Below are 15,336 nucleotides of genomic sequence, written 5' to 3'. Positions count from 1 at the left end.
CCCCGTGGTGTGTCATAACTGAGGTAGAGGGGAGGTCGACGTGGACCAGTTCTTCCAGCAACTCGTGAACGGGCTCACCCTGGGGTCGCTGTACGCCCTGATCGCGGTCGGTTACACCGTCGTCTACGGCATCGTGCAGCTGATCAACTTCGCCCATGGCGAGGTGTTCATGATCGGTGCGTTCGGCGCACTGACCACGTACCTGTTGTTCTTCGACGGCAAGACCAACGTGTGGATCCTGCCGATCATGATCATCGGCGCCATCTTCGCCTCGGTCGGCACGGCCGTGGCGATGGAACGTGTCGCGTACCGTCCCCTGCGGAACGCGCCACGACTCGCACCGCTGATCACCGCGATCGGCATCTCGGTCTTCCTGCAGGAGTTCGTCCGGCTGTTCTACGAGCGCCCGGGCTGGACGTTGTTCGCCTTCGCCGGCATGGCTTTGGGCGTCGGCTACTACGTCGGCGCGCGAGTGGCGAAGGCCGAGCTGAACCACCCGGTGAGCAAGTGGTACGACCGAGCCGCGCTGATCGGCGCCGTGGTCGGCGCTGTCGCCGTCTGGGTAGTGGTACGCCAGAGCAACAGCGACCTGTCCGCTGTGCTGGTGGCGGGCGTCGTCATTGTCGGCGCTGTCGTCGGCACGGCGATCGGCTGGCTGGCCGGTCTCGCCGTACGACGGAGGGCGCGCACGGAGATCAAGATCCCGGCGATCGCGGCGGCGGCGGCCACCGCAGCTGTAGGCGCGGTGGTGGGCTGGGTGCTCTTCGAGAAGCTCATCAGCAGCATCACCTGGCCGAGCGCCAAACAGCGCATCCCGTTCCCGCAGATCGATGTGGTGACCGGGACCGCGTTCGATGTCGGCGGCGTGACGATCCAGCGGTCCGCGATCTTCACCATGGCCGCGCTGGCGGTCTGCGCCGCTCTGCTGTGGTTCTTCATCAACCGGACCCGGCTCGGCCGTGGCATGCAGGCCGTGTCGCAGGACCCGGACACCGCCCGGCTGATGGGTATCAACGTCGACCGGATCATCGTGGTCGCGTTCGCGCTCGGCGCCGTACTCGCGGCTATCGCGGGTGTCTCGCAGGGACTGCAGAACAACAACATCGACTTCCGGATGGGCTTCCTGGCCGGTCTGAAGGCGTTCACCGCCGCCGTCCTGGGTGGTATCGGCAACATCTACGGCGCCGTCGTCGGTGGCCTGGTGCTCGGTGTCATCGAGGCGATGGCGACGCAGTACATCCCGGGCCAGTTCGGTGGTAGCACCTGGAAGGACGTCTGGGCCTTCGTGATCCTGATTCTGGTACTGGTGTTCAGGCCGCAGGGCCTGCTCGGCGCGAGGGTGGTGGACCGGGCATGACCGATGTGAAGACGCCTCCGGCGGAGCCGGGGACCGCGGCTGAGCCGCAAGCCAAGCCCATCGCCTGGCCGATGGGTCTGGCCGGGGTGGTGCTGGTCATCGTCGGCTCCTTCCTGTCCTGGAGCTACGACGGCTCGATCCTGGGCGACCTGTCGATCAACTTCTACCCGGGTGGCCTGCAGATCCTGGCGATCATCCTCGCCGTGGTCGCGCTGGTCCTGCTGCTGGCCGAGAAGGGTCCGCTGACCAAGCTGGGCGCGTGGCTCGACGCCACCGCCGGTCTGCGGGCACTGGGCGTGACTCTCACCCTGTACATGGTGCTGGTCGTGATCGCGATCTCGGCCGACTCCGACGGCCTGATCAACGTGAACCCCGGTGCGTACATCTCGCTCGCCGGCGCCGTGCTGATCCTGGTCAGCGCCTGGATGCTGCCGTTGCGGCACTTGCGGGACATGAGCGAGGCGAGACTGCCGGCCTGGTTCGAGATCCTCTCGATCGCGGTCCTGATGGCCGCGGTGCTGTTCGTCGCGGCGTACGCGCTCGGCCTGGAGGACGCCTGGTCGTTCATCCTCTGCCTGGTCTTCCTCGCCGCGGTCACGGCCGTCCTGTTCCGGACCGGTGCGTTCTCGTGGGTCGGCCATGTCGCGCAGCGGCAGCGCAAGGTGCTGACGCTGTCGGCGGTCGTGGTCGCCTTCCTGTTCCCGTTCACCCAGGGTGGCTCGGACGCGAACATGTCGATCGCCACCCAGGTGCTGGTCTTCGCGGCGACCGCGATGGGCCTGAACATCGTGGTCGGTCTGGCCGGCCTGCTCGACCTCGGGTACATCGCGTTCCTCGGGTGCGGCGCCTACGTGGCCGCCACCATGTCGACGTCGGCGTTCGCGACCATCGGGTGGAAGCCTCCGTTCCTGGTCGTGATGCTGATCGGCGCCAGTGTCGCGGCGACCCTGGGTCTGATCATCGGCACGCCGACACTGCGGGTCTCGGGTGACTACCTGGCCATCGTGACCCTGGGCTTCGGTGAGATCTTCCGGTTCTCGATGTTCAACCTGGACGGCAACAACGGCCCGAACCTGACCAACGGCCCGAACGGTGTCCCCGGCATCCCGGACCTGGAGATCGGCGGCTTCAATTTCGGCGACGTGCATACGGTCGCGGGGATCGAGCTGGGCCGGTTCTCGAACTACTACTTCCTGCTGCTGGTGCTGACCGGCTTCGTCATCCTCGTCTTCTCGCGGCTGAACAACAGCCGGATCGGCCGTGGTTGGGTGGCGATCCGGGAGGACGAGAAGGCGGCCGAGGCGATGGGCGTGAACACGTTCGGGCTGAAGCTGCTCGCGTTCGCGACCGGTGCCTTCCTGGCCGGCCTGGCCGGCACCATCAAGGCCCATCAGGACGGCGCGGTCAGCCCGGACCAGTTCATCTTCCTGGAGTCGGCGTTCCTGCTCGCCGCGATCGTGCTCGGCGGTATGGGCACCATTGCCGGTGTGTTGCTGGGGGCAACGATCCTGAAGCTGCTGCCGGAGAAGCTGCGGTTCTTCTCGGAGTACCGGCTGCTGCTGTTCGGCCTGCTGCTGGTGCTGATGATGCGGTTCCGCCCGGAGGGTCTGGTCGCGAACAGACGCCGCCAGTTGGAGTTCCACGAAGAGGACGAGCAGCTGGCCGTCGAGATCGACGAAGAGCATCTGTTCGTCGAGGAGGCGAAATGACCGTCACCGAAACAACCCCGGCACCGGCCCGGGCGTCCGGCGCCGCGGTGCTGGAAGCCACCGGCGTGACCATGCGGTTCGGTGGTCTGCTGGCGGTCAACGACGTCAACCTGACCGTCCGCGAAGGCGAGATCGTCGGCCTGATCGGTCCGAACGGGGCCGGCAAGACGACCTTCTTCAACTGCCTCACCGGCCTCTACAAGCCGACCGGCGGCGAGGTCCGGTTCGCCGGTACGCCGCTGCCGCCGAAGCCGCGGGCGGTCGTCAAGGCCGGGATGGCGCGGACGTTCCAGAACATCCGGCTGTTCGCCAACATGACCGCGCTGGAGAACGTGATGGTCGGCCGGTACTGCCGGACCAGCTCGGGCGCGCTCACCTCGGTCCTGCGCGGGCCGAAGTTCCGCCGCGAGGAAGCTGCCACCATTGCCCGGGCCCAGGAGCTCCTCGACTTCGTCGGCCTCGGCAAGTCCACCGACCATCTGGCCCGGAACATGCCGTACGGCGACCAGCGCCGGCTCGAGATCGCGCGAGCGCTGGCCACCGACCCGAAGCTCGTCCTGCTGGACGAGCCCACGGCCGGTATGAACCCGCTGGAGACCCGGCAGGCCAGTGACCTGATCTTCAAGATCCGGGACTCGGGCCTGTCGGTCGTGGTGATCGAGCACGACATGCGGTTCATCTTCAACCTCTGCGACCGGGTGCTCTGCCTGGTCCGCGGCGAGGCGCTGATCGAGGGCACGCCGCAGGAGGTGCAGTCGGACCCGCGGGTGATCGAGGCCTACATCGGCACCGGCGAGCAGGACGACGAGGACGTCGAGGACGTCGAGGACGTCGTACCGCAGGACGTAGTCGACGGTGAGGGGGAGAAGCCGTGACCGCGATGCTCGAGGTCCGCGACCTGGAAGTTGCCTACGGCAAGATCGTCGCGGTGAAGAAGATCAGCTTCAGCGTGGAGCAGGGGCAGGTGGTGTCGCTGATCGGCACCAACGGCGCCGGCAAGACCACCACGCTGCGGACGATCTCGGGGCTGCTCCGGCCGACGTCGGGCGAGATCCTGTTCCAGGGCGAGCGGATCGAGCAGGTGGCGGCGCACGACATCGTGGCGCGCGGGCTGGCGCACTCGCCGGAAGGCCGGCGGATCTTCCCCCGGCTGTCGGTCGAGGAGAATCTGCTGCTCGGCGCGTTCGCCCGGAAGGACCCGTCGGGGGTGCGCACCGATCTGGACGCGGCGTACGACCTGTTCCCGATCCTGGGGGAGCGGCGCAAGCAACCGGCCGGGACGTTCTCCGGTGGTGAGCAGCAGATGCTGGCGATGGGCCGGGCGATGATGAGCCGGCCGAAGCTGCTGATGCTGGACGAACCGTCGATGGGGCTGTCGCCGATCATGATGAAGCGGATCATGTCGACGGTCACCGAGCTGCGGCAGCAGGGCACCACGATCCTGCTGGTGGAGCAGAACGCGCAGGCGGCGCTGAAGCGGGCCGACTTCGGTTACGTGCTGGAGGTGGGCAAGATCGTGCTGTCCGGCACCGGTCGCGACCTGCTGGTCAACGACGAGGTCCGCAAGGCCTACCTCGGCGAGGACTGACTCCGTTGCTCTGGGCCCCTTGGTGCGAACGCCGCACCAAGGGGCTCAGCTGCGGATGACCACCAGGAGCTGCACGAGCAGGGGCGCGACGATCAGCGCCGGCAGCAGATCCGCCACCGCGACCTGCTTCAGCTTCAGCAGCCGCAGTGCGACCCCGATCAGCATCACCCCACCGGTGGCCCCCAGCGCGGTCACATGCGCCTCCGGGAGTACGTCGCCCAGGACGGCGCCGACCGCGGTCACCGAGCCTTGGACGACCAGCACCACCAGGGCGGACGCGGCCACGCCCCAGCCGAAGGACGCGGCGAACGCGATCGAGGTGAAACCGTCCAGGACCGCCTTCAGGTACAGCTGATCCGCGCCGTTGCCCAGCCCGTCGGACAACGCGCCCAGGAACGTCAGCGGCCCGACACAGAACACCATCGACGCCGACACGAACCCTTCGACGAAGGTGCTCTGCCCCTCGCCCCGGTCGAACCGCTGCTGGATCCACGCGCCGAAACCCTCCAGCCGCTGCTCGATCCGCAGCAGCGAGCCGGCGATCCCGCCGATCAGCATCGCTCCGAGCACGATCAGTACCGGAGCGCTGTCGCCGACCGCGTCGCTGAGGGCGCGATCGCTGACCGCGAGCGCCCCCGAGATCGCGATCAGCAGCGTGACCAGACCGATCGCGTCGGTGACCAGATCGCGGGTCCGGTGACTCAGTCGATGGCCGACGAGTACGCCGAGTACCGAGCCGACGAGCACCGCCGCGACGTTCACCACGGTGCCGATCCCGATGAACAAATCTGTCTCCGATCACCCGTGCGGCGCAGCTTTTGCAAGTGACCTTCGAGGGCCTACTGTTGCGCGAGGACGAGCGTATCCGCCGTCTCCGTTCACCTCGGGGGTGGACCAGACCAGGAGGTCGCTGTGGCAGCAGCCATCGAGGTGCGGGACGCCCGGCGGGGTGACGCCGATGCCCTCGTCGCGTTGTGGCGCGAGCTGGCCGGCGCCGGCGCGCATCCGTCCCGGTTGCCCGCGACGCCGTCCGCGGCCGCCGTCGAGGTTGCCGTCAGCAAGCACCTGGACGATCCGTTCGGCCGGCTGCTGGTGGGCGAGCTGGACGGCGAGGTGCACGGGATGGCGTACCTGCGCCGGACCGCGGTCACTCCGCTGCACGACGACCAGACGGTCTCGGTCGAGTACCTGCATGTCAGCGATGTCGCCCGCCGGCACGGACTGGGCAAGGCGCTGATCGCCGAAGCCGTCGCCTGGGCCGAGTACGAGTGCTGCGCACACCTGGCCGTGGTCGCGCCCGCGATCGCCCGCGAGGCGAACCGGTTCCTCGCCCGGTTGGGTCTCGGACAGGCCGGCGTACTGCGGTTCGCGACCACCCACACGGTGCGTCGCCGGCTCGCCGCCGAGCACGCGCCGAACCTGCTCGCCCTGCTGTCGTCGCGACGGTCCGTGATCGCCCGCCGCGCCCAGCTCGGCCGCCCGCTGCCGGCCGACGCGCCGGCACTGGGCGCCGACGTCAGCTACCCGGCGGAGCCTGAATCAGCTGGCACGTGATCCGCGCGGTGCAGACCCGCTTGGCCCGGTCGTCGGTGACGACCACTTCGTACGACGTCGTGGTCCGGCCGAGGTAGATCGGGGTGGCGACCCCGGTCACGGTCCCTTCGCGGACCGCGCGGTGGTGGGTGGCGTTGATGTCGACACCGACCGCGACCTTGCCGTAGCCGGCCGCGTGCAGCGCGGATCCGATGGAGCCGAGGCTTTCCGCGAGTACGCAGGAGGCGCCGCCGTGCAGCAGTCCGTACGGCTGGGTGTTTCCCTTGACCGGCATCGTGGCCACCACCCTGTCCGGGGTCGCTTCGCTGACAACGATTCCCATCAGCTGCAGCAGGGTGCCCTCCATGCCCATGCCCGGCCCGAGGTCTACTTGATCAGTCACAGGGGCAGACTACGCGGGTGTGCGGGAAGTGTCCGTGGTAACCACTAGAGTCGGTACGTGGCTCCAGAAACCAACACCTCGACGATGACCAAGGACACCCCGCAGGCCGGCGCCGGCCGTCCGCGGATCCTGCTGCTGGACGGGCACTCGCTGGCGTACCGGGCGTTCTACGCGCTCCCGGTGGAGAACTTCTCCACCACCACCGGGCAGCACACCAACGCGGTGTACGGGTTCACCTCGATGCTGATCAACATGCTCCGCGACGAGCAGCCGACGCACATCTGCGTCGCGTTCGACGTGTCCCGCAAGACCTTCCGCTCCGAGCAGTACGCGGAGTACAAGGCGGGCCGGTCGAAGTCGCCGGACGAGTTCAAGGGACAGGTCTCGCTGGTCAAGGAGGTGCTGGAGGCGCTCCGGATCCCGACCACCGAGATCGACGGCTGGGAGGCCGACGACGTCATCGCCACCCTCGCCACACAGGCCGCCGAGCAGGGCTTCGAGGTGCTGATCAGCAGCGGTGACCGGGACGCGTTCCAGCTGGTCAGTGACGACGTCACGGTGCTGTACCCGAAGCGCGGCGTGTCCGAGATCGCCCGGATGGACCCGGCGGCGGTCGAGGACAAGTACGGCGTGACCCCGCAGCTCTACCCGGATCTTGCAGCCCTGGTCGGGGAGCAGAGCGACAACCTGCCCGGCGTGCCCGGGGTCGGGCCGAAGACCGCGGCCAAGTGGCTGAACCAGTTCGGCTCACTGAACGACGTGGTCGACCGGGTCAACGAGATCAAGGGCAAGGCCGGCGAGTCGCTGCGTGAGCACCTCGCCGACGTGATCCGGAACCGGCAGATCAACGAGCTGGTCCGCGACCTGACCCTGGACGTCACGGTCGACGACCTGGTCCGCACGCCGTGGGACCGGGACAAGGTGCACACGCTGTTCGACAGCCTGGAGTTCCGGGTGCTGCGCGAGCGGCTGGTCGCCGAGCACGAGGAGGTCGACGCGACCGTCGACCACGGGTTCGAGCTGCACGGTGTGCAGCTCAAGCCGGGCGAGGTGGCCGGCTGGCTCAAGGAGCACGTCAGCGCCGGCGAGCGCGTCGGCGTGGCGGTGCAGGGCAGCTGGGGCCGCGGCACCGGCGAGATCACCGGCCTGGCGCTGGCGAACACCTCCGGCGCGGCCGCCTGGTTCGACCCGATCGCACTGACGCCGGACGACGACGCGGCCTGGCAGGCCTGGCTCGCCGACCCGAAGCAACCGAAGGCGCTGCACGACGCGAAGGGCCCGCTGCTCGGTTTCCTCGAGCGTGGCTGGACCCTGGCCGGCCTGAGCTCGGACACCCAGCTGAGCGCGTATCTGGCCCGTCCGGACCAGCGCTCGTACGACCTGGCCGACCTGACCGTGCGCTACCTCAAGCGCGAGCTGCGCAACGAGGAGGCCGAGAACGGTCAGCTCAGCTTCGACGACATCGAGGGCGGCCCGGCCGCGGACCACACGATGCTGCGCGCCCGGGCGATCGCAGACCTGGCCGACACTCTGGACGCCGAGCTCGAGAAGCAGGCCGGTACGGCGCTGCTCGCGGATGTCGAGTTGCCGCTGATCGACGTGATCGCCGGGATGGAGCGCGACGGGATCGCGGTCGACCGGCCGTATCTGGAGGAGCTCGAGGAGCGGTTCGCCACCGGAGTCCGGGAGGCCGCGACGGCGGCGTACGAGGTGATCGGCAAGGAGATCAACCTCGGGTCGCCGAAGCAGCTGCAGGTCGTGCTGTTCGACGAGCTGCAGATGCCGAAGACGAAGCGAACCAAGACGGGGTACACCACCGACGCGGACTCGCTGCAGGCGCTGTTCGAGAAGACCGAGCACCCGTTCCTGGCCTACCTGCTCGCACACCGCGACGCGACCCGGCTGCGGCAGACGGTCGAGGGGCTGCTGAAGACGATCAGCCCGAAGGACGCCCGGATCCACACCACGTTCAACCAGACGATCGCGGCGACCGGCCGGCTCAGCTCGACCGATCCGAACCTGCAGAACATCCCGATCCGGACCGAGGAGGGCCGCCGGATCCGGCAGGCGTTCATCGTCGGCGAGGGCAACGAGGCGCTGATGTCGGCGGACTACAGCCAGATCGAGATGCGGATCATGGCGCACGTGTCCGAGGACGAGGGGCTGATCTCGGCGTTCAACTCGGGCATGGACTTCCACTCGGTGACGGCGTCCCGGGTCTTCTCGGTCGAGCCGTCCGAGGTGACGCAGGAGATGCGGGCCAAGATCAAGGCGATGAACTACGGGCTCGCGTACGGCCTGTCGGCGTACGGGCTGAGCCAGCAGCTCAAGATCGGCGTGGACGAGGCGCGCGGGCTGATGGACGAGTACTTCGAGCGGTTCGGCGGTGTCCGGGACTACCTGCGGTCGATCGTCATCGACGCCGGCAAGAGCGGCTACACCGAGACGATCCTGGGCAGGCGGCGGTACCTGCCGGACCTCACCAGCGACAACCGCCAGCGCCGTGAGATGGCCGAGCGGATGGCGCTGAACGCCCCGATCCAGGGTTCGGCCGCGGACGTGATCAAGATGGCGATGCTGAAGGTCGACGCGTCGCTGCGCGAGTCCGGCCTGAAGTCGCGGATGCTCCTGCAGGTCCACGACGAGCTCGTCTTCGAGATCGCCCCCGGCGAGCGCGAGGCGCTCGAGGAACTGGTCCGCCGCGACATGGGCCACGCGGTCGAGATGACCGTCCCCCTCGACGTCTCCGTCGGCATCGGCCGCACCTGGCACGAGGCCGCCCACTGAGCTGATGGAGCCGACCCGGCCGTTTCGGTGGAACCCGATCCGGCCGGATCAGCTCAGCTCCCTGCTCGACGACGGGTCTAGGCCGCGTCTCGTTCCGCTGCGGCTCTGGTCGCGCGGGCGATCTTCACCACTCGCTCTGCCTGGACGCGAGCCGCCGCGCGGGTGACGTCGCCGACGGGTACGGTGCCGCCTTGATCGAAGTGGGACGTGCCGTACGGGTTGCCATCAGCGAACTTCGCGGCATCGGTGTAGCCGGGCGGGACGATGATTCCGCCGAAGTGATGGAACGTATGGGACAGGGCCAGCAGGGTCGACTCGTGTCCACCGTGCCCGGTGCCGGCGGATGTGAACCCGCTGTACACCTTGCCGGCGAGCAAGCCTTGCTGCCAGATCGGGCCGAGCGTGTCCAGGAACTGCTTGAGCTGAGCGGCGACGTTGCCGAACCGGGTCGGGGAGCCGATCAGAACACCGTCGGCCCAGACCAGGTCGTCAGACGTGGCCTCGGGGATGCTCGCGGTCGCCGCGGCGTTGGCCGCCCACGCCGGGTTCGCGTCGATCGCGGCCTGCGGGGCGAGCTCTGCCACCTTGCGCAGCCTGACCGCGGCGCCGGCCTTCTCGGCGGCCTCGGCCAGTTCGCCGGCCACCTCCGCGATCGTGCCGGTGGAGGAGTAGTAGACAACAGCGATGTTGACAGGGTTTTCCATGGTGATGTCTCCGGGGGTCAGAGGGCGTCGAGGTCGACGGCGTCGGCGACAGCGCGGTAGCCGGCGTCGTTGAGGTGAATGTGGTCACCGCTGTCGTAGGCGGCGCGGATCCGATCGCTGTTCGCGACGATCCGGTCGAAGTCGACGACGGCGTCGTACTCGCCGCTGGTGCGGATCCAGTGGTTGACCTGCTGCCGGATCCGCTCGCCGTCCGGGCTGTAGGCGGCCGAGGCACCCATCGGCGTGATCGTGGCGCCGATGACTCGGAGGCCGCGGGCGTGCGCCAGGCGGATCAAGGTGCGGTGCCCGTCGATGATCTGCGCGCAGGTCACCGGACCGGTCTCGTTCCAGGCCGCCAGGTCGTTGACGCCGTCCAAGATGATCACGCTGCGGACGCCGGGCCGGGCGAGCACGTCGCGGCTGAATCGGGTCAGGGCGTGCTCGCCGTAGATCGGCGAGTCGGTCAGCACGCGGTTCCCGCCGATCCCGGCGTTGACCACGCTGCGGGGGAGGCCGGCCGCCTCGAGTCTTTCGGCGAGCCGGTCGGGGTACCGCGCGTCGGCGCCCTTGGTGGAGCCGACGCCGTCGGTCAGGGAATCGCCGAACGCGACCACGGTGCCGCGGTGCGCACGTCCGCTGGTTTCGACCCCGGTCAGGTAGTACCAGGAGTCGCTGTGCTGGGTGAACGCCGTCGCGCCGGTGTCGTCGAGGTGGTCGCCCGGGGCGCGATAGCTGGTGGTCATGGCGAAGTGATGGAAGGTCGCCGGCCCGGTCGGCGCGTCCAGCCGGAGAGTGACGGCCACCCGATCGCCGGTGGAGGTACGGAACGGCGTCGCGTCGCTGACGATCTCACGCCCAGGCGGAACCACCGTCGCGTCCGTTCCGCCGAACCGCAGAGTCCGCAGGGAACCCGCTTCTACGGCCGCGCCGATGCCGGCGTATCCCACCATGGCGCCGGCGATGTGTAGCGGCTTGGTCCCGTAGATGTTCGACAACCGGATCCGGATTCTGGTGCCGCCGCCGGTGAGGCGTACCACCTGCCGCACCGAGTCGTCGGTGAAGCCCTGCTCGGACCAGTTCACGCCGTACCAGTCTGCGGTCGGGACGGCCGGCTGGGCCGCTGCGCCCCAGACGGCGGCCCAGCGGCCCTGGTCCGCCTGCGCCGGAGCGGCGGTCGTACCGAGAGCGGCGAGCAGCGCCGCCGCGATGACGACGGAGCGCCGGTGCCGCCTCAGCTTCGCTATTCCAGTCATGAAAATTTCAGCACTGAACAACATGGGTACTACTGTAAGCACTAGATCTTTCAGTACGCAATTATTCAGCGTGATAGTTTTCTGGTATGACGGAGATGCGATGGCTCAGCGACGGCGAGCAGCGCAGCTGGCGGGCGTTCGGGCTGGCGACCCGGCTACTGTTCGACCGGCTGGAGCGGGACCTGCAGGAGGCGGCCGGCATGCCGCCGACGTACTACGAGCTGCTCGTGCTGCTCTCGGAGTCCCCGAACCGCACTTTGCGCATGAGTGAGCTGGCGCGCTGGACCCACTCCAAGCCGAGCCGCATCACGCACGCGATCGGCAAATTGGAGCAGGCCGGATGGGTCCGGCGCGACCACGCGGCATCGGACCGCCGGGGCTGGCTCGCCGTCCTGACCGACGAAGGACTCGCCGCCCTCGAGGCCGCGGCGCCCCCGCACCTGGAGAGCATCCGCGCGAACCTGATCGACCTGCTCTCTCCCGAACAAATCAAGCAGCTCGGCGAGATCAGCGAGACGCTGCTCGCACACCTCGACCCGCCGCGCTCCGGGAGCGCGTGACCGCCGGGCAACGGCCCCTCAGGTCACAGACCCCGGTCGGTGGTGAAGATTGGTTGGGGGTCGGGGAAGAGGGCGTACTTGATCAGGGTCAGTTCGCGAGGGTCGAGTGGCGGGAGGTCGGTCAGCGGCCACCAGCGGACGTCGAGGGACTCGTCGTCGTTGACACGGGGTTCGCCGCGGAGCGGGCGGCAGCGGAAGCAGAGGTCGAGGTACTGGACCTGGTCGCCGTTGGGGTAGCTGGACGGCGGCAGTGACTCGACGCTAACGAGGCGCTCGGCGATCGCCTCGACGGCGGTCTCTTCCTGGATCTCGCGGACCAGGCCGACGGCCGGCTGCTCACCCGGCTCGAGGATCCCGGACACGAGTGCCCAGCGGCCGTTGTCCGCGCGCCGTACCAGCAGGACCTCGTCGCGGTCGTTCAGGACCACGCCGGTGACGCCGGTGAGCCAGAGCAGGTCGTGCCCGATCTTCTCGCGCAGTTCGAGGATGAACTTCGGGGTCGTCATGCGCAGCACCCTATCGAGGCGCTGCCCGGACTTACTTTCTGCAAGAAAGATGTCCGATAGACAGCAAGTGGAAAGCGTTTGCACGCAAGATGCGGACAGTGAGCGATCGATTCCGTTCGGTTGCCGTCGAGGTCTTCCGCGCCGTCTTTTTCTATGTCATCCTCCCGGGCAAGATCCGAGATCCTATCGGATATTGCTCTCGGATATTTCGTCTCGTTCCGACCCAGCCGCCTAGGAGGAACTCATGCCGAACGACGATGCCCGGCGCACCGGACTCAGCCGCCGATCACTCATCGCGGGGGCACTCGGACTGACCGCCGCGACAGCCGGCGGCGGTCTGCTCAGTGCCTGCAGTAGTTCGAGCAGCGCCGGCGGTGCTGCTGCCGGCGCCGGCCAAGCCGCGCCCAGCGTCACCCTCGGCCCGAAGCTGACCACGGTGCAGTACCCGGAGGGGTACGTCGGACCGGTCGCCCGGGAGCTGAAGCCGATCACCAGCGAGAAGGTCACCTTCAAGATCGTCGTACCGCAGGACGTGACGATCGGCGACTGGAAGACCAACGCCTTCACCAAGTGGCTGGAGCAGAAGACCAACATCCACATCGAGTGGAACCAGGTCGGCGGGACCGACGACGACATCATGACCAAGGTGAACGCGATGATCGCGGCCGGCGACATCCCGGACGCGTTCATGGGTGTGCACTTCACCCGCTCCCAGCTGTACCTGTACGGCCAGCAGGGACTGTTCACCGACGTCGGCCAGTACATCGACGGGTACGCGCTGAACCTGCAGCAGGCGATGAAGGACTACCCGGACACCCGCAAGCTGGTGCAGGCGCCGGACAAGAAGATCTACTCGTTCCCGAACATCAACGACTGCTACCACTGCCGGGCCAGCAACAGCCGGACGTTCCTCAACACCGACTGGATCAAGCAGGTCGGCCTGGACGTGCCGAAGACCACCGACGAGTTCCGCGAGGTGCTGCGCGCCTTCAAGAAGGCCGACCTCGGCGGCAACGGCCGGACCATCCCGTTCGCAGGCTACAAGGACGCGCCGCTCGACACGTTCTTCATGAACTCGTTCCTCTACAACCCGGGCGATCCGTGGCTGGTGGTCAACGACGGCAAGGTCGACGTCACCTTCGACAAGGACGAGTGGCGCGAGGGCCTGAAGTACATCCACGGCCTGTACGCCGAGGGCCTGATCAACAAGGACGTGTTCACCGCCGACCAGGACCAGATGGACCGGTACGGCAAGGCGCCGGGCAAGCCGATCATCGGCGGCGCCCGGTCCTACTACTGGGGTGGCTTCCTCGACATCGACCAGAAGGACCCGAACGCGCGCTGGCGCAAATACCTGGCCATCCCGCCGCTGGAGGGACCGAACAAGGTCCGGTACGCCGCCTGGAACTATCTCGGCGTGGGTGTCGAGGTGGCCAAGCTGGTGATCACCAAGAAGTGCGCCAAGCCGGAGTTGCTGGTCCAGTGGGCCGACGCGCAGATGGAGCTGGAGGCGATCCTGCGCGGGTACGGCGGCCCGAAGTTCGAGTGGGCCAAGAAGGGCGACCTCGGGATCAACGGCAAGCAGGCCGTGTACGGGTTCTCGGCGACCTGGAACACCGAGAAGAACATCAGCTGGAGCCAGGACAACACGATGTACCGGTCCCAGGACTTCCGGCTCGCCGAGCGGGTGAACCCCGCCGACCTGACCTTCGAGAAGCCGCTCTACCAGCAGACCGTCGACAACTACTTCCCGTACAAGCAGCCGCAGGAGATGCAGTTCCCGCCGGTCACCCTGGACCAGGACCAGGCCGCGCAGGAGTCGGAGCTGAAGACGAACCTGAAGACCGAGGTCAACCAGTCGTTCGCGCGGTTCGTCACCGGGCAGCTCGACCCGAACGACGACAGCGCCTGGAACGACTTCAAGGACCGGGTCGGCAAGATCGGCGTGAAGCCGTACCTCGATCTCCAGCAGGCCGCCTACGAGACCTACAACGCATGAGCGCCGCGGGCACGCTGCCGCCGGACGAGCGGAGGCTCGCGGTGGGGGCGTCGATCCAGGACACGCGTGGCGACAAGATCGCGTCGGCCTGCATCTACACCGCGCTCGGACTGTTCTGCCTCGCCGTCCTCTACCCGTTGATCTACGTGCTCAGCGCCTCGGTCAGCAACACCAAGAAGGTGGCCTCCGGTGAGGTCTGGCTGTGGCCGGTCGGGTTCACCCTGGACGCGTACAAGGCGATCTTCGACTACGACTCGATCGTCAGTGGCTTCGGGAACTCCGTGTACTACGCGGTCGTCGGGGCTGTGGTGGCCACGGTCCTCACGCTGCTGGCGGCGTACCCGCTGTCGCGGAAGGGGTTGCCGGGCAAGGGCCTGATCATGGCGGCGTTCGTGTTCACGATGATGTTCAGCGGCGGGTTGATCCCGACGTACCTGGTGGTGGACAGGCTCGGCTTGCTGAACACGCGGTGGGCGATCATCCTGCCGGCCGCGCTGGCGGTCTGGAACGTGATCATCACCCGGACCTACTTCATGGTGACGATCCCGGAGGAACTGGTCGAGGCCGGGAAGGTGGACGGCTGCAGCGACTTCGGCTTCTTCTGGCGGATCGTGCTGCCGCTGAGCAAGCCGATCATCGCGGTGAACCTGCTCTTCTACGCGGTCGGGCAGTGGAACTCGTTCTTCAACGCGCTGATCTACCTGACCAACGAGCACCTGTTCCCGTTGCAGGTGATCCTGCGGCAGATCCTGATCCAGTCGAAGATCGACCCGTCGCAGATGCCCGACACCAGCAAGCTGATCCAGCTGAAGGAGCTGCAGCAGCAGCTGAAGTACTCGCTGATCGTGATCGGGATGATCCCGCCGCTGCTGGTCTACCCCTTCGTCCAGAAGCACTTCGTCAAGGGAGCCATGATCGGCTCCCTGAAGGGTTGAGC

At 67.7% G+C, this 15,336-nt stretch carries 14 protein-coding genes; 9 read left to right on the top strand and 5 right to left on the bottom strand.

Features of this window, described 5'->3' with window-relative positions; all coding sequences use genetic code 11:
* Positions 1-40: 40 nt before the first annotated feature.
* The 4 genes from OG876_RS38085 to OG876_RS38070 are packed head-to-tail and all read left to right on the top strand — an operon-like array spanning position 41 to position 4,654.
* On the top strand, positions 41-1,357 hold the full coding sequence (locus tag OG876_RS38085; protein WP_328521572.1) for a branched-chain amino acid ABC transporter permease: 1,317 nt from the start codon (positions 41-43) through the stop codon (positions 1,355-1,357).
* Complete coding sequence (locus OG876_RS38080) at positions 1,354-3,066, top strand: branched-chain amino acid ABC transporter permease (RefSeq protein WP_328521571.1); 1,713 nt, start codon at positions 1,354-1,356, stop codon at positions 3,064-3,066. The genes OG876_RS38085 and OG876_RS38080 overlap by 4 nt, the downstream gene beginning before the upstream one ends.
* Positions 3,063-3,941 (top strand): ABC transporter ATP-binding protein, encoded by an 879-nt coding sequence (locus OG876_RS38075; protein WP_328521570.1) that lies wholly within the window; start codon positions 3,063-3,065, stop codon positions 3,939-3,941. Before OG876_RS38080 ends, OG876_RS38075 begins: the two co-directional genes overlap by 4 nt.
* Positions 3,938-4,654, top strand: a complete 717-nt coding sequence (locus OG876_RS38070) for an ABC transporter ATP-binding protein (RefSeq protein ID WP_328521569.1) — start codon at positions 3,938-3,940, stop codon at positions 4,652-4,654. Before OG876_RS38075 ends, OG876_RS38070 begins: the two co-directional genes overlap by 4 nt.
* A 45-nt stretch (positions 4,655-4,699) precedes the next feature.
* Here OG876_RS38070 and OG876_RS38065 read toward each other — a convergent pair whose 3' ends face one another.
* Positions 4,700-5,440 (bottom strand): DUF554 domain-containing protein, encoded by a 741-nt coding sequence (locus OG876_RS38065; protein WP_328521568.1) that lies wholly within the window; start codon positions 5,438-5,440, stop codon positions 4,700-4,702.
* Between the two features lie 126 nt (positions 5,441-5,566).
* Between OG876_RS38065 and OG876_RS38060 the strand changes: the two genes are divergently transcribed.
* A complete protein-coding gene (locus OG876_RS38060; RefSeq protein WP_328521567.1) occupies positions 5,567-6,208 on the top strand; it encodes a GNAT family N-acetyltransferase in 642 nt (213 codons plus the stop codon).
* Here OG876_RS38060 and OG876_RS38055 read toward each other — a convergent pair.
* On the bottom strand, positions 6,171-6,590 hold the full coding sequence (locus OG876_RS38055) for a hotdog fold thioesterase (RefSeq protein ID WP_328521566.1): 420 nt from the start codon (positions 6,588-6,590) through the stop codon (positions 6,171-6,173). The two genes, OG876_RS38060 and OG876_RS38055, sit on opposite strands and share 38 nt — an antisense overlap.
* 84 nt (positions 6,591-6,674) lie before the next feature.
* Here OG876_RS38055 and polA point away from each other — a divergent pair, with 84 nt between their 5' ends.
* Positions 6,675-9,377 (top strand): DNA polymerase I, encoded by a 2,703-nt coding sequence (gene polA, locus OG876_RS38050; RefSeq protein ID WP_328527005.1) that lies wholly within the window; start codon positions 6,675-6,677, stop codon positions 9,375-9,377.
* Between the two features lie 77 nt (positions 9,378-9,454).
* On the opposite strand, the gene wrbA is transcribed toward polA, so the two are convergent.
* The gene (gene wrbA, locus OG876_RS38045) at positions 9,455-10,081 is read right to left on the bottom strand and encodes an NAD(P)H:quinone oxidoreductase (protein ID WP_328521565.1); all 627 of its coding nucleotides are present in this window, start codon (positions 10,079-10,081) and stop codon (positions 9,455-9,457) included.
* A 17-nt stretch (positions 10,082-10,098) separates the two neighbouring features.
* Positions 10,099-11,334 (bottom strand): SGNH/GDSL hydrolase family protein, encoded by a 1,236-nt coding sequence (locus OG876_RS38040; protein WP_328521564.1) that lies wholly within the window; start codon positions 11,332-11,334, stop codon positions 10,099-10,101.
* Positions 11,335-11,420: 86 nt separating this feature from the next.
* Between OG876_RS38040 and OG876_RS38035 the strand changes: the two genes are divergently transcribed.
* Positions 11,421-11,894: a MarR family winged helix-turn-helix transcriptional regulator gene (locus OG876_RS38035; RefSeq protein ID WP_328521563.1), complete on the top strand. Its 474-nt coding sequence runs from the start codon at positions 11,421-11,423 to the stop codon at positions 11,892-11,894.
* 23 nt (positions 11,895-11,917) lie between these two features.
* Here OG876_RS38035 and OG876_RS38030 read toward each other — a convergent pair whose 3' ends face one another.
* Positions 11,918-12,400, bottom strand: coding sequence for an NUDIX hydrolase (locus tag OG876_RS38030; protein ID WP_328521562.1), 483 nt, complete (start codon positions 12,398-12,400; stop codon positions 11,918-11,920).
* A gap of 244 nt (positions 12,401-12,644) precedes the next feature.
* Between OG876_RS38030 and OG876_RS38025 the strand changes: the two genes are divergently transcribed.
* Positions 12,645-14,399, top strand: coding sequence for an extracellular solute-binding protein (locus OG876_RS38025; protein ID WP_328521561.1), 1,755 nt, complete (start codon positions 12,645-12,647; stop codon positions 14,397-14,399).
* Positions 14,396-15,334 (top strand): carbohydrate ABC transporter permease, encoded by a 939-nt coding sequence (locus tag OG876_RS38020; RefSeq protein WP_328521560.1) that lies wholly within the window; start codon positions 14,396-14,398, stop codon positions 15,332-15,334. The genes OG876_RS38025 and OG876_RS38020 overlap by 4 nt, the downstream gene beginning before the upstream one ends.
* Positions 15,335-15,336: the final 2 nt, after the last annotated feature.

Origin of the sequence: Kribbella sp. NBC_00359 (assembly GCF_036097425.1) — a bacterium.
Classification (GTDB): Bacteria; Actinomycetota; Actinomycetes; order Propionibacteriales; family Kribbellaceae; genus Kribbella.
This window is presented reverse-complemented; position numbering and strand designations above follow the sequence as displayed.